The sequence below is a fragment of the Ornithinimicrobium ciconiae genome (genome assembly GCF_007197575.1).
GTDB classification, from domain to species: Bacteria; Actinomycetota; Actinomycetes; order Actinomycetales; family Dermatophilaceae; genus Ornithinicoccus; species Ornithinicoccus ciconiae.
Genome location: NZ_CP041616.1, coordinates 1,438,883 through 1,458,591, shown reverse-complemented (window position 1 = coordinate 1,458,591; position 19,709 = coordinate 1,438,883). Strand labels below are relative to the sequence as shown.

The window sequence follows — 19,709 nt, the reverse complement described above, 5'->3', positions numbered from 1 at the left end:
CCGGTGCTGGTCACCCGATCGCGTCACCAGTGCTGAACACGTCCAGCCACACGACGGAGGCACCGAGGGCGCCATTGCTGCCGGTGGACCAGAACGCGTCCGAGCCGTCCACGGCGATCACCGAGCGCTCACCCACCACGGTGGCGCCGTGGCGGGTCACCTCGAGCGCGGTCAGCTCGCTGATGCCGAGCGAGATCACCTCCGGCTCGTCGTGGGCCGCACCGAACAGCCGGCCCCAGCGGTAGTCATAGGTCAGCGTCGGCTCCAGGGTGTAGCCCTCGACCAGTCCCAGCCCGGGAGCCGTGCTCACCTCGTCGGCCCGGAACATGGCGATCGCCTCGTCCTCTGTCGTGGGGTCCACGTCGGTGACGTACTGCTCACCCAGGATCGCCGTGGCCGCCCCGTCGGTCAGCACCGAGGTGGGGCGCTGGATGGCCTGGGATAAGGCGCTGCGCAGCTGCGGGTCGGCCACCTCCTGCGCCATCAGGGACTGGTCACCGCCGACCACCAGGACGCCCGCGGCCCGGGCGACCACGCTGGCGGGGATGGCGTCGGTCCCGTGGACGCGGACGTCGACGTCACCGGTCCAACCGAGCTCTGCCGCAGCCTCGGTGTATGCCGTCACCTCAGCCAGCGCGTCCGTCTCGTCGGCGTAACCCAGGGCGAGGACCAGCAGGGAGGTCTTGCCCTTGCCGCGCGTGGCGTCCTGGGCCTGCGCGACGAAGTCGGCCAGGGCCGGCGAGTCGGAGGAGTCGTTGTCCCCGCCGCCCAGCCAGAGCGTGCCCCGGCCACTGGTCGCCAGTGGCGGCAGCGCCGACCGCTCGGGCACCGGCACGGTGCCACCGTCCTGTGCGACAGCGCGTGCTGTGATGTCGTAGGTCGCCCCCGTGTCGGGGGCCACCAGGTGGGTCATCACGTTGCGCACCGAGAGGGTCTCGCGCGGCCCCACCCAGTCCAACTCCGTCGCGGTGCTGAAGTCGAGCAGGGCCACCGAGCTCGCCCCGAAGACGTCGGTGATCACGGCATCGTCACGGATCACGGGGGCCGTGCCCCAGTCGACGCCGACGCCCAGCTTGCCGGCTCCGCCGTAGCGCTCGACGGACTGTGCGGTCCAGGACAGGAGCCGACCAAAGCGACCGCGCTCATAGAAGTGCTGGTCGAGGATGATCTGCTGCGAGCCGAAGGACAGCCCGCGCTCCTCGCTGCCCAGGTCGTCACCCCAGAAGATCAGCGACATGTCGCGCTCGAGGGCGTTCCAGGGATAACCGGGCTCGGGATAGCCAGCACCCATGGAGCGGGACTGGACCGCGTTGCCCGCGCTCGTCCCGCTGATCACAGCCCCCTGGGAGTAGGCCGTGGCGAGGCGCTCCTCGGCCGGGGAGTTGGCCAGCACGTGCATGGCCAGGACCTGGTCACCGCCGAGGATGTAGACGCCGTCGGTGTCCGGGTCGTCCAGCCCTTCGGAGGCCGCCGGGTCGAGGGCGTCCTCTCGCGCCAGCAACGGCAGGAGAGTCGCCTCGCAGCCGCCACTGAACTCGGCGAGATCGACCACGTCATCGCACGCCGCCTCGATCTGGTCGGTGCGTTCCTGGGCCAGGGCGAGGTTCTCCTCCCGGTCCTGGGGCGCGTCCCCATAGCTGGACGGGATCACATAGAGGTCGACCGTGTCGCCGCTGCCTGCGCTCATGGCCTGCACCGCGAATCCCTGCAGCGACTCGGTGGAGTAGCCGCCTCCGATCGGCACCAGTGTCTGCGGGGCGTCGGAGTGCGCGGCCGTGGCAGCAAAAGGTGCTGCCAGGCACAGGACGAGCACGAGCGAGACAGCGGGTCGACGACGCATGGGGACCTCCGGAGATGATGGGTGCACAGCAGTGCTGCTCCGGCAAGGTACAACCACGCAGGGGCGGCGGACCCCCTCAGGACGCAAGATTGACGAGAACCTTACCCACGGCATACCCGGGGAGTCACGGGCCCGTCGCGCGCCCCTGTCGTGCCTGCCCAGGACAGAGCGTCGGCGGCGCTCCTCAGCCGGCCTGGGCGAGGGCCAGTGGGAGGACCGCGTCAGCGCCGGCCAGCCGCAGCGCGCGGGCGGCCACTGTCATCGTCCAGCGAGAGTCGACCAGGTCGTCGACGAGCAGGATCGGGCCGCGCAGCCCGGCGAGCTGCTGCGCCAGCTCGGGTCCGACGTCGAACTGGTCCCACACACCGGCCAGGCGGAAGGCGCTGTTGCCGCCCGCCTCCCCCGTGGGTCCGCCGTGCGGAGCGGTGAGCTCGCCCAGGTAGGGCAACCGCCCCAGCTCGCCGAGTCGTCGGGCGAAGGAGCCGACCAGCTCGGGGTGGCTGCGGGAGGGGACCGAGACGATCGCCACCGGGCGCTGAGCCCAGTCCCAGTCAGCCAGCACCTTGGTCACCGCGTTGACGATCTGCTCGGGCACCGCGGTGTCCGGCCCCTGGACGAGCTCACGGACCCGCTGCCCCCACCCCAGGTCGGAGACCCGGGCCAGCGCCCGCCCGGTGGTCATCGACTCCTCCGGGGAGATCTTGCCGCGGACCGGCACCCCGAGGCGGTCCATGCCGGAGGGCCACTGCGCTCGCGCCTGCAGCGGCACCCCGACCCGGGCGAGCTGTCCCATCGCCAGGTCAACCGCCTCGGTCGGGATCTCGGTGGGAAACCACGCGCCGGCGCAGGTGTCGCACCGGCCACAGGGCGCCGCGGTCGCGTCGTCCAGCGTCCCCTGCAGGAAGGCCATCCGGCAGCTCTGGGTGCGCTGGTAGTCCAGCATCAGCTGCTGCTCACGCTCCCGCGCCTCCGCGACCCGCTCATAACGCTCAGCGTCATAGGTCCACGGTTGGCCGGTCGAGGTCCACCCACCCTGGACCTTCTCCACGGCACCCTCGACGTCGAGCACCTTGAGCAGCAGCTCCAAGCGGGTGCGACGCACGTCGACCTGCGTCTCCAGCGAGGCTGTCGACAGTGGCTTGGCGGAGCCGGCGAGCGCCGTGAGCACAGCGTCGGCGTGCTCCTGCTTCGGCATCGACGCGGAGGCGAAGTAGGCCCAGATGTTGCGGTCCTCCACTCCCGGCAGGAGCAACACTTCGGCGTTGTCGGTGGCCCGCCCGGCACGGCCGACCTGTTGGTAGTAGGCGACCGGGGAGCTCGGGGCCCCGAGGTGGACGACAAACCCGAGGTCGGGCTTGTCAAAGCCCATGCCCAGCGCGCTGGTGGCGACCAGGGCCTTGACCTCGTTGTCCCGCAGCCGGCGCTCCAGCTCGAGCCGGTCTGCGGGGTCGGTGCGGCCGGTGTAGGCGGCGACGGTGTGCCCTGCTCGAGTCAGGGACGCCGCCAGGTCCTCGGCCGCAGAGACGGTCAGCGCATAGACGATGCCGCTGCCCGGCAGATCTCCCAGGTGCGCGAGCAGCCAGGCGATGCGCCGCTCCGGAGTCTCCAGCTCGAGCACGCCCAGCCGCAGCGAGGCCCGGGCCAGCGGCCCCCGGATCGTACTGACCTGACGGGTCGACCCGTCGGCACCGACGGACAGCTGCTCGACGACGTCGTGCACCACACGCTCGTTGGCGGTCGCGGTCGTGGCCAGCACGGGGGTCTGTGCGGGCAGCCCAGCCAGCAGGGTGCGGATGCGGCGGTAGTCGGGACGGAAGTCGTGGCCCCAGTCGCTGATGCAGTGCGCCTCGTCGACCACGAGGAGTCCGCACCGGGCGGCCAGGTCGGGCAGCTGCTCTTCGCGGAAGCGAGGGTTGTTGAGCCGCTCCGGGCTGACCAGGAGCACGTCGACGGCGTCATCGGCCAGTTGCTGCCGGACCGCGCCCCACTCCTCGGCATTGGCGGAGTTCATCGACACGGCGCTGATGCCGGCTCGACGGGCCGCCTCGATCTGATCACGCATCAGCGCCAGCAGCGGGGAGACGATGATGGTCGGTCCCGCCCCCTGCTGTCGACGCAGCGCCGTGGCCACGAAGTAGACGGCCGACTTGCCCCACCCGGTGCGCTGGACCACCAGGACCCGCTCCCGACGCTCGACCAGCGCCTCGACAGCCTCGAGCTGGCCGTCACGGAAGTCAGCGTCGTCGCGGCCGACGAGCCGTCGGAGTGCCTGCAGCGCCTCATGAGTCATGCTGCCAACCTACGGTCCGCGCCTGACACAGGCAGCACCCTGTCCACAGAGTGCCGTGCGAGCGTCCACAGCGTGCCCGCGTGAGCGCCCTGCCCGCCAGCACCCTGGGTCATCCTCTAGGCCTACGCCGAAACCTCCTCCTCGCCACGGTCATCATCCTCAAGGCCGACGCGGGTGGCTCTGAGCCAGCCATAGCCTCAGTGAGGCCCCGCTTAGAAGCGGGGCGGGGTCGGATCCACGCACGTGTGGGGAGCCGGTCCACCACCCTCCCGGATCAGGAGCAAATCCCGTGCACCGCAAGAGAATCGTCATGACCGCCACCATCCCGTTGCTCGCCCTGCTCGCAACCGCGTGCAGCAGCGACCCGTCGCCGGGGGTGGATCCGGTCTCCGACGCGCCCACCTCGGATGCAGCCCCCGTGACGGCAGCACCGGCCGACGCTCCGGACCAGGCGCCGGTGACCGCCGCTCCCGTCGCTGCCCCCGGCAGCTCGATCGCCGCCTTCAGCGACGCCCAGCCGGCCATCATCCAGATCGAGGCCATGGGGGGCACCCGCGACCCTGAGCTGGGCGGCATGGTCACCGGTGGGCGCGGCAGCGGCTTCCTGCTCAGCGCCGACGGCCTCGCGCTGACCAACAACCACGTCGTGACCGGCGCCGCCACGCTCAAGGTCTATGTCGGCGGGGACACCACCAAGAGCTACAACGCCCGGGTCATCGGCGCCTCCGAGTGCAACGACCTGGCACTCATCGACATCAGCGAGGACGCTCCCCTGCCCTACCTGGACTGGGCGACCGAGCCCGCCACCGTCGGGCAGGAGATCTACGTCGCTGGCTTCCCCCTGGGCGACCCGGAGTACACCCTGACCCGCGGCATCATCTCCAAGGCCCAGGCCGACGGCGAGGGCCTGAGCTGGGCCTCGATCGACCGCACCATCGAGCACGACGCGCAGGCGCACCCGGGCAACTCCGGTGGGCCGCTGTTGAACCCGCAGGGTCAGGTGATGGGCATCCACTACTCCGGGGCCGCCACCGAGCACCAGACGCGTCTCGGCTATGCCATCGACCACCAGCTGGCCCAGATCGTGCTAGGTCACCTGCAGCAGGGTGACTACGAGTCGCTCGGCATCGCCGCGACCCCCGTTTTCGACGAGGGCCTGGGCATCAGCGGCATCTGGGTCAACGGCGTGAAGCCTGGGTCACCCGCAGCCAAGGCCAAGGTTGTCCCCGGCGACATCATCACCGCCCTGAACGGTCTGCCGATGGCGATGGACGGCGACATGGACGACTACTGCGACGTCCTGCGGACCGCCGGTGACAACGCACCGATGGCCATCGAGGTGCTGCGCTGGGACACCCAGGAGGTGCTGCGCGGTGAGCTGAACAACCCCAACGAGCAGGACCAGGCCATGGTCCCGGTGATGTCCTTCGCCCAGGAGATCGGTGACGACATGTCCGACGGCGGGGAGGATGAGTACACCTACGAGCAGGTCGTCGACGACACCAACTCGATCCTCATCGAGGTGCCCACGGAGTGGTCCGACCACCTCACCACCCCAGGAGTGATCAGCCCTGGTCAGCCCTTCATCCAGGCAGCTGCCAGCATCGAGGGCCTGGACACCACCTGGACCGAGCCCGGTCTGATCTACACCGTGGTCGAGACCACCGAGGACCTTGAGGGCCTCATCGACGGCCTGGACTTCGCCGCCGACTGCGAGGACGACGGACTTCAGGAATACACCGACGGGCTCTACACCGGCTTCTACCACCGCTACAGCAACTGCGGCGGCTCCGGCAACCAGGTGATGGCCCTCGCGGCCACACCCAACGACCAGTCGTTCACTGCGCTGCTGCTGGTGCAGATGATGTATGACCGGGACGCCCTGGCCCTCGACCACGCCTTCGCCACGTTCAACTACTACGCCGACTGAAGCGCCTCAGCCTGACCATCTCAGGCTCCACCCGGGGTGAGGTGCCGCGCCCAGCCAGGCATCCGGCATACCGCCCCGCTTCCACCGGTCCCGTGATCACGCGTCCACCCCAGGCCTCGCCTAGGGTGGGCGCGTGCAGTGGGACAACTATGACGCCGCCCTGTTCGACCTGGACGGGGTCCTGACACCCACGGCCGAGGTGCACATGAGCGCCTGGGCCCGGATGTTCAGCGACTTCCTGACCGCTCGGGGGGTGAGCCAGCCCTACACCGAGGACGACTACTTCGCCCACATCGACGGCCGACCCCGCTATGAGGGGGTGGCCGCGATGCTGGCCTCGCGGGGCATCGAGCTGCCGCACGGCAGCCCCGAGGACAGCCCGAGCGTCGAGACGGTGTGCGGCCTGGGCAACCGCAAGAACGAGCTGTTCACCGAGGTGCTGCGCAGCGAGGGCATCACCGCGTATGCCGGGTCGCTGGCCCTGCTGGACCACCTCGAGCAGGTGGGGGTCAAGATGGCGGTCGTGTCATCCTCCAAGAACGCTCCCGAGGTGCTGCGCGCCGCCGGCATCGCGGACCGCTTCCCGGTCGTCGTCGACGGGGTGGTGGCCACGGAGCGGGGACTGCCCGGCAAGCCCCGACCCGACACCTACACCCATGCGGCCGAGCAGCTCGGCGTGCCCTCGACCCGCTCCGTGGTGCTCGAGGACGCGGTCAGCGGGGTCCAGGCGGGCGCGGCTGGTGACTTCGGACTGGTCGTGGGCGTCGATCGTGGGGCGGGCGCGGAGTCGCTGCGCCGCCACGGTGCCGAGGTGGTCGTGAGCGACCTCGCCGAGTTGATCGGAGACAACTGATGGGCACGACCCCACCCTCGTCCTACGGGACGCCGCACTACGCAACGGGCGAGTCGCCGGAGTACACCGCCGACCATGAGCGCCCCCTCGTGGACCCGCCGATCGACCCGTTGGACCGCACGCGCTTCCCGGCCGATGAGTGGCGTCTGGTCGAGACGGCCTACTCCGGTGCCGACCTCGGGGTCACCGAGACGATCTTTGCCGTCGGCAACGGCTACCTGGGGCTGCGTGGCAACGTCGAGGAAGGGCGCGACACCCACGCGCACGGCACCTTCGTCAACGGCTTCCACGAGACCTGGAAGATCCAGCACGCCGAGGACGCCTTCGGCCTCGCCCGGGTCGGGCAGACGATCGTTAACGTCCCGGACCCCAAGGTCCTCAAGCTGTATGTCGAGGACGAGCCCCTCCTGCTGGCCACGGCTGACCTGGAGCACTACGAACGGTCCCTGGACTATCGCGACGGCCAACTGCGCCGGGAGCTGATCTGGCGGACCTCCTCGGGCAAGCGGGTGAAGGTCACGACCACCCGGATGGTCTCCTTCACCGAGCGGCACCTGGCGCTGATGACCATGGACCTGGAGATGCTCGACGGGGACGCCCCGATCGTGATCTCGAGCCAGCTGCTCAACCGCCAGGACGGTTTCGACGAATACCACGTCAAGGCGGCAGCGATGGGCGAGGGCCTAGACCCCCGCAAGGCCGAGGGCTTTGACCGGCGCGTCCTGGACCCGCAGATGCAGTGGGTGGACGGCAGCCGAGCACTGCTGGGGTATGTCTGCCACGAGTCCCGCATGACGCTGGCGGTCGCCACCGAGCACGTCCTGGAGACGGAGAACCGGTGCGAGGAGCACCTGGCCGCCGGGGAGGACAGCTCCAAGCACGTCTTCCGCATCGACGCCAAGCAGGGCGTGCCGATCCACCTGGAGAAGTACGCCGTCTACCACACCTCACGCGGGGTCCCGGTGCGGGAACTGTCCGACCGGTGCGTGCGCACCCTCGACCGGGTCCGCACCACCGGCCTGGCCCAACTGCACACCGACCAGCGGGACTGGCTGACCGACTTCTGGGCCCGCTCCGACGTGGAGACACCCGGCCAGCCCGAGGTGCAGCAGGCCATCCGGTTCAACCTCCTCCAGCTCGCTCAGGCCTCGGCCCGTGCCGAGGCGCACGGCATCTCCGCCAAGGGGGTCAGCGGCTCCGGTTATAGCGGCCACTACTTCTGGGACACCGAGATCTATGTGCTGCCGTTCCTGACCTACACGGCCCCGCAGACCGCGCGCAACACGCTGCGCTTCCGGCACCTCATGCTGGACTCCGCCCGGCTGCGGGCCCGGGACATGTCGCAGCACGGGGCACTCTTTCCGTGGCGCACCATCAACGGCGCCGAGGCGTCGGCATACTTCGCGGCCGGGACCGCGCAGTATCACATCAACGCCGACGTGGCCCACTCCCTCATGCAGTATGTGCGTGCCACGGGCAACCGTGAGTTCCTCCTCAACGAGGGCCTGGACATCCTCGTCGAGACCGCCCGGATGTGGGCCGACCTCGGCTTCTGGTCGCATAACGGCGACAAGCACTTCCACATTCACGGGGTGACCGGGCCGGACGAGTACACCACCGTGGTCAACGACAACCTGTTCACCAACGTGATGGCCCGCGAGAACCTGACCAATGCCGTCGCCGCGGTCACCGAGCTGCGCGCCTCGGACCCGCGCGACTATGCCCGGGCCGTGATGCGGCTGGGGCTGGAGGATGAGGAGGTCCACCAGTGGCAACGTGCTGCCGAGGCGATGTTCATCCCGTTCGACACCGAGCTGGGTGTGCACCCGCAGGACCTGCACTTCCTCGAGCGCGAGGTGTGGGACCTGTCCCAGACCCCCAACGACAAACGTCCGCTGCTGCTGCACTTCCACCCGTTGGTGATCTATCGCTTCCAGGTTTTGAAGCAGGCGGATGTGGTGCTGGCGATGTTCCTGGCTGGCCAGTCCTTCACGCTGGAGGACAAGCGGGCAAACTTCGAGTACTACGACCCGATCACCACCGGTGACTCGACCCTCTCCGCCGTGGTGCAGTCCATCGTGGCCGCCGAGGTCGGCTATCACGAGATGGCGCTGCGCTACTTCTATGACGGCCTGTTCGTCGACCTGGACAACCGCCACGGCAACACCCCGGACGGCATCCACGTGGCCTCCACAGGAGGTGTCTGGGCAGGGCTCGTGTCCGGGTTCGGCGGGATGCGTGACCACGAGGGCGTCCTGCGCTTCGACCCGAGGCTGCCCGAGTCCTGGCCGGAGCTGCGCTGGCGCCTCCAGTGGCAGGGCTCGCGGCTGCACGTCGTGCTGCGCTCGGACGAGATCCGCTTCCAGGTCACCGACGGAGACGGGGAGGTCCCGCTGGAGGTGCGTGGCCAGTCCCTGCTGGTGGGCACCGACGAGGTCGTGGTGGCCCTCGAGGGCATGGGCCCCCGCATCGACGGCATCCTTCCTGCAACCCCCGTGATCGGCGCCCGCACCCAGGAGGGTCAGCGACTCATCCCGGCCCACCCACGCACCTGAGTTCGTCGCGGAGCCGCGGACCGGTGCTCTCGGACCGCGTTGCGGAAGCGCGGACCGGTGCTCTCGGACCGCGTTGCGCACCTACTGACCCGTGATTGTCAGAGCCGGTCCGTGCTGGTCCTAGAAGGTCACAATTCCTCCGGAAACCGCGACTGCTGGCCGCGTCCGCCCCCATCATGTGATCGACTGTGGGCATGACCGAAGTAAACGCAGGTGCCCTCGAGGATGCCGGAGACGGTGCCGCGGCCCGCCCTGGAGCCTCTGCGTCGCACGAGGACGCCCCCGCTCCGAGTGAGACTGACCGCCTCGCGGCCCAGGTCACCGGACCGGAGGACCAGGTCGGCATGACCGCTCTATGGCGCTTGACGATGGGCCTGGACCACTGGTGGTTCGTGGCGGTCGGCGAGCAGGGCAACGAGTCTCCGGCGGCAGCTGAGATCGAGGGGCAACTGATGTTGCTGACCTTCACCAACTCCGAGCGGGCCCGCGACTTCGCGGTGCAGCAGGAGATGATCGCAGCCACCGACGACCTCAACGCGATCGCCCTCCCGCCCGCTGAGGTCGTGGCCTCCAGCGGCTCCTACCTCAGCGCCAGCATCGCCGGGCTCATGTTTGATCCGCACATCAGCGGCTTCTTCATCCCCAGTGAGCAACTGCCCGTGGTCTGGGACGCAGTGACCAGCACCCGGGACACCGACGAGGACGACGACTGACGCTGTCTGAGGAGGACACCGACGGCAGACTGCTGACAGCAAGCACCACCGATCGTGACCACCTGGCGCATCGCCGGGTCAGGACCCAGGGATCTCCAGGTCCATGCCCGCCTGCACCTGCCGGGTGTTCATGTCGTTGGCCACCTGGATCTGCACGATGGCCCGATCCATCGGCAGCTCCGGCAACTCCGTGACAGCGATCTGGGACAGCGTCTGACCCGGCTGCACCGTGATTGTGTGACCGCTCGCAGCCGTTGCTGGGAACATCCCGAACGCAGCGATGACCGCCAGCACCAGGGCCGTGGCGACTGTCATCGTGATCGCGAGCCGACCCCGTCGCGTCAGCGTGAAGCCTCCTGCGCCCGGAGCGTCCGTGCGAGCACCGACGTGAAACCCCTCGTCCATGCGTTCCCCGGGCTGAACGAGCCGCAGGTGATCCCGCTGACGCCGCCGCGCCCGAACCGGCTCAAGGTCCTGCAGGTCGTGCAGTGCGATCGCGCTCATGATGCCTCCATCTCCGCAACTCCGAACGCTTGTGCGATCGGACGCATGTTCCATGTGTAGCACAGTCGTGCGACAAAATCGACACGCCGCATCGAACTAGTGTTTGCCTCACTGTTCGAATGCTCGTACGATTGGTGCACGCGACATAGACAACCAGGGACCACTGACACAGCTGCTGACCTGCAGGTTAAGCACTCTGAGGCGGTCAGGAGAGGGGCAGGACCGATGGCAGACATCCACGAGATGCCGGACCGCGACGGGCGGGCGGACCTCACGGCGCGCCAGGAGAAGGTGCTCCACGTCATCAAGGACTCGGTGGACCAACGCGGCTATCCGCCGAGCCTGCGGGAGATCGGGACTGCGGTGCAGCTCGCCTCCCCCTCCTCCGTGGCCTACCAGCTGCGGATGCTGGAGCGGAAGGGTTATCTGCGGCGCGACCCCAACCGTCCGCGCGCCATCGAGGTCATCCTGCCCGGCTCGGGAGAGGGCAGTGTCGCCGGTTATCGGCGCAGCACCTCAGGTCAGCCCGACGGCTCCGAGTTGGTCAGCACCACCGCGGGAGCCGGTGAGATCGACTATGACGAGACCGGCATCGGGGACGCCCGTCCCGAGGCGACCTATGTCCCGGTGGTTGGGCGCATCGCGGCTGGCGGGCCGATCCTGGCCGAGCAGGCCGTCGAGGACGTCTTCCCCCTCCCGCGCCAGCTCGTGGGCGATGGCGAGCTCTTCCTGCTCCAGGTGGTCGGTGACTCCATGATCGACGCCGCCATCTGCGATGGCGACTGGGTCGTCGTGCGACGCCAGGAGGACGCAGTCAACGGCGACATCGTCGCGGCGCTGCTCGACAGCGAGGCCACCGTCAAGACGTTCAAGCGCACGGACGGCAAGTTGTGGCTGCTCCCCCACAACGAGGCCTACGACCCCATCGACGGCGACGATGCCGTCGTGCTCGGCAAGGTCACCGCCGTGTTGCGACGCGTCTGACAGGTCTGCTCGGGCGCGAGCCGATCGACCCACGACACCTGAGGCACCAGCAGGAACACCGACAATCCGGTGCGCGTTGTCCACAGTGTCCCCCGTGCCGGTGCCGCCTGGCGGCCCTCCCCCCTCTCCGCCAGACGGCACCTACAACACCGCAGCGCCGCCCGACCTGGTCGGGCGGCGCTGCCATGTGTTGTCTGTCAGCTCAGAGGACCTGGTGAGGTCGGCTCATAGAGCTTGACGAGGTCGACTCACAGAGCCCCACGAGCCCGGTTGAGTTCCTCGCGCTCCTCGTCCGTCATGCCAGAGCCGTCGCGGTCGGGCCGATAGCCCTCCGCGCCGAACGCCTCCTCATCGCCGCTGCCCGGGTCGAACTCGCCAGCGTCCGCATCGGGCTCACCGCTGTCCGCGCCCTGATCCGTGCCGGACGGCAGGGTCGCGCCGTCCGCAGGCGACTCAACATCCTCACCCAGCGCGGCACCCGGGACGGCGCCAGTGATCGGCGCACCCTGCTCAGCCCCCGGCACCTCATAGGCCGTGGTCTCGGTGTCGCTGGCAGCGAACCCTGCCGCGGCGCCGCCGACGACGGCCCCACCCAGGGCAGCACCGCCTGCACCGCCGCCCGCAGACTCGTCGACGTCCGCGGGATAGCCAGTGCCGGTCTGCGCTGCCGCGCCACTCACTGCGGCGTCGGAGGCCGGGTCACCCGTAGCCGCCTGGACCGTGCCGAACTGTCCGGCATCGACGTCCCCGGCGGCATCGCTGTCGCCCGTGAGAGTCGCCTCGGCGTCTGCGGCATACACGGCACCTTCGTCGACGGTCGGGTCGAGCGCACCTAGCCCACCACCACCAGCTGTGGTCTCACCAGCCGTGGTCTCAGCACCAGCCGTGGGCGGCGCGGCTCCCGCGGTCGTCTCGACCGCTCCGGCGCCACCGTGGCCCTCATAGGCGGAGGAGTGGGCAGCCGGCCGGTCCGACGAGTAGCCACCCCTGTCCACGTCCGTCTTCTCCTCGACAGCGGGGTCCGTGGTGGGCACTGACCACTCGGTCGAGACCGGCTCCTCCGGTGTCTGCTCCGCAGCCCAGTCGGCCTGGGCAGCGGGGTTGGTCTGCTGGTAGTGCGCCTGGTGGGTCTCAGCCCAGTCCGGATTGCCACCTGCGGCATGCACGTCCTGCTCGGCGAGGCCGGACACGGGATCGAGGTCGTCCTGCGCCGGTGAGTCCGCATCGCTGCGGGGACCATCACTCGTCGTCGCAGCCCCTGCTGCGGCACCGGCACCGATGGCGGCGGCGTCCCGGTGCGACGGAGCAGACTGCGGCTCAGCGGCCACCTCACCGCTCCCGAGGTCGCTGCCCCCGTCCGCGACCATGACCTCGGACGGGTCGTCGCTACCACCCGGAGTGGTGTACTCCGTGGTGACCGCACCATCGGCTGCGTCCTCGACGGCGACGGGTGCACCCTCGGTGCGTCCGTCATACAGCTCCTGGGCCGTCTCCTCGCTGCCAAAGGCTGCGGTCGTGTCCGGGGCGTCCGAGTCGGGCTCGCTGGGAGCCTGCGACCGGTCCACCCCGTAGTAGGAGAACAGCGTGGCCTGCTGGCTGTCGTCCAGGTGGTTCTCGGCGTCGACGCGCGGGGCGTCCTTGATGAAGTCCTTGGTGTAGGGCACCTTGATGTTGCCGCCCGCGGCCTCCGCGGCGGCAAGCGGCACAAACGACTCACGCAGGCCAAAGAGTCCGCTCTTGACGCTCACCCACGCTGGCTGACCCGTGGCGTCATCGAGGTAGATCTGCCCGACCCCGCCAACCTTGTCACCGTTCTGGTCGATCACGTCGGCATCAGTGAGGCTTGCAAGGTGTTCGCTGTTGATCGGCACGTGCACTCTCCTTGCTCGGATTGCCCGGCGGGTGCCGCCAGGCTTCTCCCCGAACGTATCCCGGGCAGCAACCGGCCGCCACCGGTGGCCGACCGGTGCCGGCTCGTGCGCTGCGGTCCGCGTGTGCCGGACGGCGCGCCCCGGGAAAGAGACGCCGTCCGGCTGTCACGGGCCGTGGGTGCCGTGGGACCGATCACCCGTGACAACTGTGCCGCACCCGCCCAGGGCCGCGCATCATCCTGGAGAGTGATTGTGCGCCAACTGAGGGAGGTGGTGCTGCGGATCCTCGGAAGGTATGTCGGCCGCCTCGATGGCGATCATGCCGAGCAGATGTGCCTGGTTGACCGCGCTCAGCCGGTCGCTGACACCCAACTTGTCGTAGATGTGGCCCAGGTGTCGGTGCACCGTCCTGGTCGAGCAGCCGGCCAGCCGGCCGATCACCGCCGCCTTGTAGCCGTGGGCCAGGAGTTCGAGAACCTGGGCCTCGCGATCGGTCAGGCCAGAATCAGCCGCGTCGCGCGCGGGCTGCGAGGCGGTCGTGCCTGGCAGCCGCAGCAACACCCCGAGACCGGTGACGACAGGCTGGACCGCACGCAGCAGCGCCAGGTCCTCGTCCGTGAAGTCCTGCCCCGCCCGGCCCACCAGGAAGGCGACCACATCGGACTGACCGTGCACCGGAAGGGCGGCCACCTGCTCGACCCCGAACGAGATCAGGCAACCGGCCCGGGCCTTGGACAGCTCCCAGGCCCGGACCCCGTAGGCACGCTGTGCCGTGGTTGGTCGGAGGTCACCGCGCGCCATCGGCCCCAGCAACGGATCAGAGAGCTGGTCCCGCACCTGGGCCGTCAGGCTCCTCGTCGCCCCGGGACGCATCATCCGGCCGACCACCTGCACGTGCAGCCGTGCCAGGTCGGCCCTAACCAGGAGGCCGACCGTCGCAGTCAGTTCCAGCAACAGGATGTCGATGATGGCGTCGACCCGCTCCTCGAGACGGTCGGGGGCCCGCGAGACAGCCGTCACGATCTCGACGACGACCTCGAACGGGTCACGGCCAGTAGGCACGCCTTTCATTGTGACTCAAGCGGGCAGCGCTGTAAACGGGGTTGCGTCTCGCCACGAGTCAGCCCGTCAGTTAGCGCGCCAGTTGGTGCGTCGGACAGGAACCTCGGTCAGCGACGGCCCAGGGCCCGCACCTGGCCCGAGTCACGCAGCTCGCGACCGACGGTCTCGGGGTCGGCCACCTCGGGGTGTGGCGGCTCGAAGTCGGCCTCCCGGGCGACCAACTGCGGGCTGTGCCGGCGCACGGAGGCGTCCGCGACGGCATACCCGTGGCGCTCGAGGATGTGCTGCTCGGCGGGGCGGAAGGCGTCCAGGTCGGTGCGCATCTGGTTGATCTGGTCGACCAGGTGGGGCGGATAGCTCTCCCGTTCGCCAGGAGCCGGTCCGTGACCGGGCACCCGCGACACCGTGTTGGTGGACTCCAGTGACCAGGTCGCCCCCTGCACCAGCCCCGCTGAGAAGCTGGCCCGCAACCAGCGCAGCCGGGTGGTCTGCGCTCCCGACCCCGCGATGGACAGGGTGTGCAGCAACCGGCCCACGAGGGACCCGGCGGGACGCGAGCGGAAGACGGCCCCACCGTCGCTGACCAGGACCGCCGCGTGGTCGGACCAGACCGGCTCGACCCCCAGGTTGTCGTAGATGCCCCCGTCGGCCAGCTGGATCCTCGAGAGCAGACCATCGCTGACCTCCGGTGCCTCGCTGGGGTCAGGAACCCCTCCCTGGAGGGCAAGGGTGCGACCGTCCAGCTCCATCGGTGGGAAGAACGGTGGGTAGGCGCAGGACGCGGCCACCGCATCGGCGATCCGCGGCCCGGGAGGCGGCGCGGCATGCCCCAGCCGGTAGTCACCGATCCGGCCGCGCGGGGTCACCGAGCGGGAGTCCGCGAAGACCCAGCTCACGCCATAGCCGATCTCGGTCGCTGACGTGAGGATCACGGGGCCGGAGCGGTCGGTGTAGCGCAGGTCGCTCCCCCACCAGGGCACCAGCTCGGTCAGCTGCTGGGCCAGGCTCTCGACGCTGGCGTCCGGACGAGTCCACCCGCTCGGGCGAAGTCGGGAGAGCAGCGCCGGGGTGCGCACGTTGCGACCGGTCAGCCTCCGCAGCGGCTCGGCCACGCACTCCTCAAAACCTCCCACCTGGGCCGGCTCGCCCTGTGGGTCCGGCCAGGTCAGGCGGGGGTCGGCCAGCAGGTTGGCCACGATGGCCCCGCCCGAGACCGCGCTGATCGTGCGCAGCCGACCGAGTATGCCGAGCTCGTTCAGTCTGCGCTTGGCCCCCAGGTGGAACAGGGCGGCGCGGAAGCCGCCGCCGGACAAGCACAGGGCCGACCCGCTGCGCGGCCCCGGCGCCGACGGGCCGTGATGCGCGGTAGCCCGCGCGGCGTCCATCTGGGCCGACTGCGGATCCCCCGGTGTCACCGGGCCGTGGGGCTGGTGCTGCAGCACCCCCTCAGGGAAGCGGGGCCGCGTGACCAGAGGGTGAACAGCATGCCGACCCGCAGGTGACCAACAGGCGAGGGTGCAGCGACCGCACTGGTCAGGCGCAGGCGACAACCGGCCGGACGGTGCGGTCCTGGGTCACGCGAGCGCCGCGACCACCGGCCGTGCGGTGGTGCGGTGGTGCGGTCCTCGGTCACCCCAGCGCGTCGATGACCAGGTCGACGTCGTCGTCGGTGTTCCAGACGTGGAAGGAGAGCCGGACGCGGCCCGCTCGACTGGCGCAGCGCACTCCGGCGGCCTCCAGTTGCGCGATCCGTGAGCCGTCACCGTCCTCCAGAGTGACCACGGGTCGGGCACACGTCTCCAGGCCCAGTCGCTCACGCAGGGCATTGGCCAGGCGCACGTCGTGCTCGCGCACCTGGACAAGGTCCAGCTGCGCGAAGGTCTCTGCGGCCGCTGCGGCGCCGACCCAGCACAGCCAGGCCGGCGAGACGTCGAAGCGTCGCGCGTCCCGGGCCAGCGACATCTGCGGTCCGTAGACGGACTCCCAGACCGACTGTCCGGCATACCAACCGGCATTGTTGGGCACGAGACGATCAGCAGCCTCCGGACGCACGGTGAGATAGGCAGTCCCCCGCGGCTGACACAGCCACTTGTAGGCCGAGCACACCGTGATGTCGAACAGCCCCGCGTCCACCGGCATCCATCCCGCCGCCTGCGTCACGTCACAGAGGGTCAGCGCCCCGTGCCGGGCGGCCGCCTCGCAGACTGCGGTCACGTCCGCGAGGTCACCCGTGCTGCTCTGGGCCAGGCTGAAGGCGACGAGATGAGTGCGCGGGGTGATCTCCTGCGCCAGCTCCTGCAAGGGCACGTGGCGGACGGTGACGCCGCGCTGTGCCTGCACCTCGAAGGGGAAGGTCAACGAGGTGAAGTCGCCTGAAGGGCAAAGGATCTCAACCCCATCGGGCAGCGAGGTGGCGACGGTGCCGACGAGGACCGACGTGTGTGAGCCGATGGCAACGGTGGCGGCGGGGACGCCCATCAGCTCGGCATAGCGCCTCCGCGCCTGCTCTGCCAGATCTCCGTAGCGCGTGGGGCAGGCCTGGCCGCTCTGCCACTCGAGGAGAGCCTCCTGCATCACGTCGATGACGATGCGCGGAGGCAGCCCGAGGGTCGAGGCATTGAGATATCCAGGCACCGGCGCCCACAACTCACGAGCCAGGCTGGCGACAGCGGAAGGTTCCGTCACGGCAGTCATGGTCCAACCGTGACGGAACCACAGCGATTACACAACCCCACAGTTATTAGGATTTGCATAATTACGTGTTATATCTGCGCCTCTGAGCCAGCGAGCCTCTGCGCGGCACCGCTGCGCAAGCGCCGCCTCACGTCACTGGCCAAAGAAGCTCGCGCTGCTCGTCTTCTCCGTGCCGCCGGTCACGACGCCCTCGGACGGCTGGATCAGCACGTGCCCCTGTCCCCCAAAGGCCATCTGCAGCATCTCGCCGGTGCCGCCACGGATCATGGACTTCAGACCGCCGGTGTCCACCTTGAGGTCCATGGTGACCCCTGAGGTCCACAGCACGACAGCCTGGGCGTCGCCGAAGGTTGGCGCGCTGCCCACGTCGAGGGCGACTGGCTCGCCGTGCGTCGTGACGGCGACGTAGCCGGTCCCGCGCAGCGTGACGTTGTAGAGCCCGCCGGTCATCATGCCTCCGCGGGCCTGGATGCGGTGGATGTCCCAGTCGATGGACGCAGAGAACGCCAGGACGCTGTTGCCATTGACCGAGATCGAGTCGTTCTCCAGATAGATCACCTGGATGTCAGCGGCGTCATGAGCCAGGAAGAGTTCGCCCTGGCCGGTGCACTCCATCAGGTCGACACCCTCACCGGTCATCGCGGACTTGAGCATCTTGTTGAGCCCGCCGGACCCCTTGTTCTTGAAGTTGACGCTGCCCTGGTAGGCCACCATCGACCCTGTCCGCGCAAGCACCGGGCCGTAGGCCATCGAGACCTTGAGCAGCTTCTTGTTCTGTTGGACGAACGGGTCGGTCGACTCGTTCTCGGCGTGCTGGCTGAACAGTTTTCCGTGAATCGTCATAGCGCTTGGCGCTCCCTCTCCCTGTGTGCCGGCCATCTCGCGACCCGCTCAAGATCTGTGCCCGCGAACGACGTGTCGTGGACATCCCGCCGGGCTATGCTCCCAGCCATGGGATTTCTGGACAAGGCCAAGGCCGCGGCGACTGATCTTGCCGCCAAGGCAGACTCCGCACTCAACCAGGCGTCGACCAACTGGACCAGCAGCGGGGACGCAGAGCGGCTCCTGCGCGACTACGGTCTCCTCACCTGGCGCGAGCAGCACGGTCAGCCGATCGACCCCGCAGAGCTCACCCGGTTGCGCGAGGCGTTGCAGCAGCAGGAGGTGGGCGGTCACCTGCAGAATCTGACACTGCACACGACTCCGCCGCCTCCGCCGGGCAGTTATCAGACGCCACCTCCGCCCGGTGGTCAGACGCCACCTCCGCCCGGTGGCCAGACGCCGCCTCCGCCCGGTGGTCAGGCATCGCCGATGGGTGGCCAGCAGGCACCGCCGATGGGTAGCCCCTCCACCCCGGGGCAGCCCGAGGCTCGTCCCTCGGCTCCCCCGCCGCCTCCGCCCTCGTCGGACTTCTGAACCTGGCATCAGCCATAAGTTCGCGTTATCCTTACCGGCATGCTTGATGTTGCGGGTTTGCGAGTGATGAGGGCGGTCGCTGCCGAGGGGAGCTTCACCGCGGCGGCGCGCTCGCTGGGTTACACCCAGCCTGCCGTGTCACAGATGGTGCGCAGGTTGGAGCAACGCGTGGGGACCGTGCTAGTCGAACGGAACGGTCGCGCGGTCCGGCTCACGGAGGCTGGTGAGGTCCTCGCCCGCCACTCCGTGTCCGTCCTGGCTGCGCTGGACAACGCCGAGTCCGAAGTCGCGGCCATCGCCGGGCTGGAGAGCGGACGGGTGCGGCTGATGGCCTTCCCCTCCTCCTCTGCCACGCTTGTCCCGACGGCTCTGGCCCGCGTGAAGACCGAGCACCCGGGCGTCACCGTCACCTTCTCCGAGGCCGAGCCCCCGGAGTCGCTGGCTGCCCTGCGAGAGGGCACCTGTGATCTCGCGGTGGCCTTCACCTGGGAGGGCACCGATGCCGGACGCGGCGAGGACGACCTGGAGGGTCTGGAGGTCATCGACCTGCTCAGCGACCCCGTCAGCGTCGCGCTGCCGGTGGACCATCCGCTGGCCGCCCACGACGTCATCCACATCAAGCAGCTTGCCGAGGAGCCCTGGATCGCCGGCTGCCCGCGTTGCCGAGGGCACCTGCTCGCGCTCAGCGATCTCGCAGGCTTTCGTCCCGACGTGAGTTTCGAGACCGAGGACTACGTCGCCGTGCTGGGCCTGGTCGCCGCGGGACTCGGCGTGGCGCTCGTGCCGCAGCTGATCCTGGCGTCCATCTCCCATCCCGGCGTCCGCACCATCCCCCTGAGCCCGGCATCAAGCCGCTCCGTGCAGGTCGTGACCACCCCGGATCTGCTGCGGGTGCCGGCGGTGCGCGCCACGGTCGACGCCCTGTGCGCCAGTGCCCGAGATCTCGACCTGACGCACCATTCCGTCAGCGTCGCCACCGGTGGTTAGGCTCACTACC

Annotated in this window: 15 protein-coding genes; 7 read left to right on the top strand and 8 right to left on the bottom strand. The window is 69.4% G+C overall.

Annotated elements, in window-relative coordinates:
- Window positions 1-10: 10 nt before the first annotated feature.
- Both FNH13_RS06735 and FNH13_RS06730 read right to left on the bottom strand, forming a co-directional pair.
- Window positions 11-1,840, bottom strand: coding sequence for a Type 1 glutamine amidotransferase-like domain-containing protein (locus FNH13_RS06735; RefSeq protein WP_165700041.1), 1,830 nt, complete (start codon window positions 1,838-1,840; stop codon window positions 11-13).
- A 184-nt stretch (window positions 1,841-2,024) separates the two neighbouring features.
- Entirely contained in the window at window positions 2,025-4,130 is a 2,106-nt protein-coding gene (locus tag FNH13_RS06730) for a RecQ family ATP-dependent DNA helicase (protein ID WP_143782754.1), read from the bottom strand.
- Window positions 4,131-4,440: 310 nt separating this feature from the next.
- On the opposite strand from FNH13_RS06730, the gene FNH13_RS06725 reads away from it, so the two are divergent.
- From FNH13_RS06725 to FNH13_RS06710, 4 genes are all read left to right on the top strand, one after another.
- Complete coding sequence (locus tag FNH13_RS06725) at window positions 4,441-6,060, top strand: S1C family serine protease (protein ID WP_143782753.1); 1,620 nt, start codon at window positions 4,441-4,443, stop codon at window positions 6,058-6,060.
- Window positions 6,061-6,193: 133 nt separating this feature from the next.
- Window positions 6,194-6,913 carry an HAD family hydrolase gene (locus FNH13_RS06720; protein WP_143782752.1) on the top strand — a complete coding sequence of 240 codons (720 nt, stop codon included), beginning with the start codon at window positions 6,194-6,196 and terminating at the stop codon, window positions 6,911-6,913.
- Window positions 6,913-9,468 carry a glycoside hydrolase family 65 protein gene (locus tag FNH13_RS06715; protein ID WP_143782751.1) on the top strand — a complete coding sequence of 852 codons (2,556 nt, stop codon included), beginning with the start codon at window positions 6,913-6,915 and terminating at the stop codon, window positions 9,466-9,468. The genes FNH13_RS06720 and FNH13_RS06715 overlap by 1 nt, the downstream gene beginning before the upstream one ends.
- Window positions 9,469-9,662: 194 nt before the next feature.
- Window positions 9,663-10,181 carry a hypothetical protein gene (locus FNH13_RS06710; protein WP_143782750.1) on the top strand — a complete coding sequence of 173 codons (519 nt, stop codon included), beginning with the start codon at window positions 9,663-9,665 and terminating at the stop codon, window positions 10,179-10,181.
- 78 nt (window positions 10,182-10,259) lie between these two features.
- Here the strand turns inward: FNH13_RS06710 and FNH13_RS06705 are convergent, their stop codons facing one another.
- Entirely contained in the window at window positions 10,260-10,685 is a 426-nt protein-coding gene (locus FNH13_RS06705) for a hypothetical protein (protein ID WP_143782749.1), read from the bottom strand.
- A 225-nt stretch (window positions 10,686-10,910) separates the two neighbouring features.
- Between FNH13_RS06705 and lexA the strand changes: the two genes are divergently transcribed.
- Window positions 10,911-11,669 (top strand): transcriptional repressor LexA, encoded by a 759-nt coding sequence (gene lexA / locus FNH13_RS06700; protein WP_143782748.1) that lies wholly within the window; start codon window positions 10,911-10,913, stop codon window positions 11,667-11,669.
- A gap of 248 nt (window positions 11,670-11,917) precedes the next feature.
- Here the strand turns inward: lexA and FNH13_RS19230 are convergent, their stop codons facing one another.
- The 5 genes from FNH13_RS19230 to FNH13_RS06675 form a co-directional block, all read right to left on the bottom strand.
- The gene (locus FNH13_RS19230) at window positions 11,918-13,540 is read right to left on the bottom strand and encodes a PRC-barrel domain-containing protein (protein ID WP_228266629.1); all 1,623 of its coding nucleotides are present in this window, start codon (window positions 13,538-13,540) and stop codon (window positions 11,918-11,920) included.
- 234 nt (window positions 13,541-13,774) lie between these two features.
- Window positions 13,775-14,602: a response regulator transcription factor gene (locus FNH13_RS06690; protein WP_165700040.1), complete on the bottom strand. Its 828-nt coding sequence runs from the start codon at window positions 14,600-14,602 to the stop codon at window positions 13,775-13,777.
- Between the two features lie 107 nt (window positions 14,603-14,709).
- Window positions 14,710-16,044, bottom strand: coding sequence for a patatin-like phospholipase family protein (locus tag FNH13_RS06685; RefSeq protein ID WP_228266628.1), 1,335 nt, complete (start codon window positions 16,042-16,044; stop codon window positions 14,710-14,712).
- Between the two features lie 187 nt (window positions 16,045-16,231).
- Window positions 16,232-17,296 (bottom strand): aminotransferase class V-fold PLP-dependent enzyme, encoded by a 1,065-nt coding sequence (locus tag FNH13_RS06680; protein WP_143782746.1) that lies wholly within the window; start codon window positions 17,294-17,296, stop codon window positions 16,232-16,234.
- A 132-nt stretch (window positions 17,297-17,428) separates the two neighbouring features.
- Window positions 17,429-18,139, bottom strand: coding sequence for an AIM24 family protein (locus tag FNH13_RS06675; protein ID WP_143782745.1), 711 nt, complete (start codon window positions 18,137-18,139; stop codon window positions 17,429-17,431).
- Between the two features lie 108 nt (window positions 18,140-18,247).
- On the opposite strand from FNH13_RS06675, the gene FNH13_RS06670 reads away from it, so the two are divergent.
- Together FNH13_RS06670 and FNH13_RS06665 are read left to right on the top strand one after the other, a co-directional pair.
- Window positions 18,248-18,712, top strand: coding sequence for a hypothetical protein (locus FNH13_RS06670; protein ID WP_143782744.1), 465 nt, complete (start codon window positions 18,248-18,250; stop codon window positions 18,710-18,712).
- Window positions 18,713-18,751: 39 nt separating this feature from the next.
- Window positions 18,752-19,699 carry a LysR family transcriptional regulator gene (locus tag FNH13_RS06665; protein WP_143782743.1) on the top strand — a complete coding sequence of 316 codons (948 nt, stop codon included), beginning with the start codon at window positions 18,752-18,754 and terminating at the stop codon, window positions 19,697-19,699.
- Window positions 19,700-19,709 lie beyond the last annotated feature (10 nt).

What these genes read in the sequence shown, in the direction of transcription:
- FNH13_RS06705 (WP_143782749.1), bottom strand. Translation starts at nt 10,685, where the DNA reads ATGAGCGCGATCGCACTGCACGACCTGCAGGACCTTGAGCCGGTTCGG.
- FNH13_RS06680 (WP_143782746.1), bottom strand. Translation starts at nt 17,296, where the DNA reads ATGACTGCCGTGACGGAACCTTCCGCTGTCGCCAGCCTGGCTCGTGAG.
- FNH13_RS06735 (WP_165700041.1), bottom strand. Translation starts at nt 1,840, where the DNA reads ATGCGTCGTCGACCCGCTGTCTCGCTCGTGCTCGTCCTGTGCCTGGCA.
- FNH13_RS06730 (WP_143782754.1), bottom strand. Translation starts at nt 4,130, where the DNA reads ATGACTCATGAGGCGCTGCAGGCACTCCGACGGCTCGTCGGCCGCGAC.
- FNH13_RS06665 (WP_143782743.1), top strand. Translation starts at nt 18,752, where the DNA reads ATGCTTGATGTTGCGGGTTTGCGAGTGATGAGGGCGGTCGCTGCCGAG.
- FNH13_RS06725 (WP_143782753.1), top strand. Translation starts at nt 4,441, where the DNA reads ATGACCGCCACCATCCCGTTGCTCGCCCTGCTCGCAACCGCGTGCAGC.
- FNH13_RS06670 (WP_143782744.1), top strand. Translation starts at nt 18,248, where the DNA reads ATGGGATTTCTGGACAAGGCCAAGGCCGCGGCGACTGATCTTGCCGCC.
- FNH13_RS06710 (WP_143782750.1), top strand. Translation starts at nt 9,663, where the DNA reads ATGACCGAAGTAAACGCAGGTGCCCTCGAGGATGCCGGAGACGGTGCC.
- FNH13_RS06675 (WP_143782745.1), bottom strand. Translation starts at nt 18,139, where the DNA reads ATGACGATTCACGGAAAACTGTTCAGCCAGCACGCCGAGAACGAGTCG.
- lexA (WP_143782748.1), top strand. Translation starts at nt 10,911, where the DNA reads ATGGCAGACATCCACGAGATGCCGGACCGCGACGGGCGGGCGGACCTC.
- FNH13_RS06715 (WP_143782751.1), top strand. Translation starts at nt 6,913, where the DNA reads ATGGGCACGACCCCACCCTCGTCCTACGGGACGCCGCACTACGCAACG.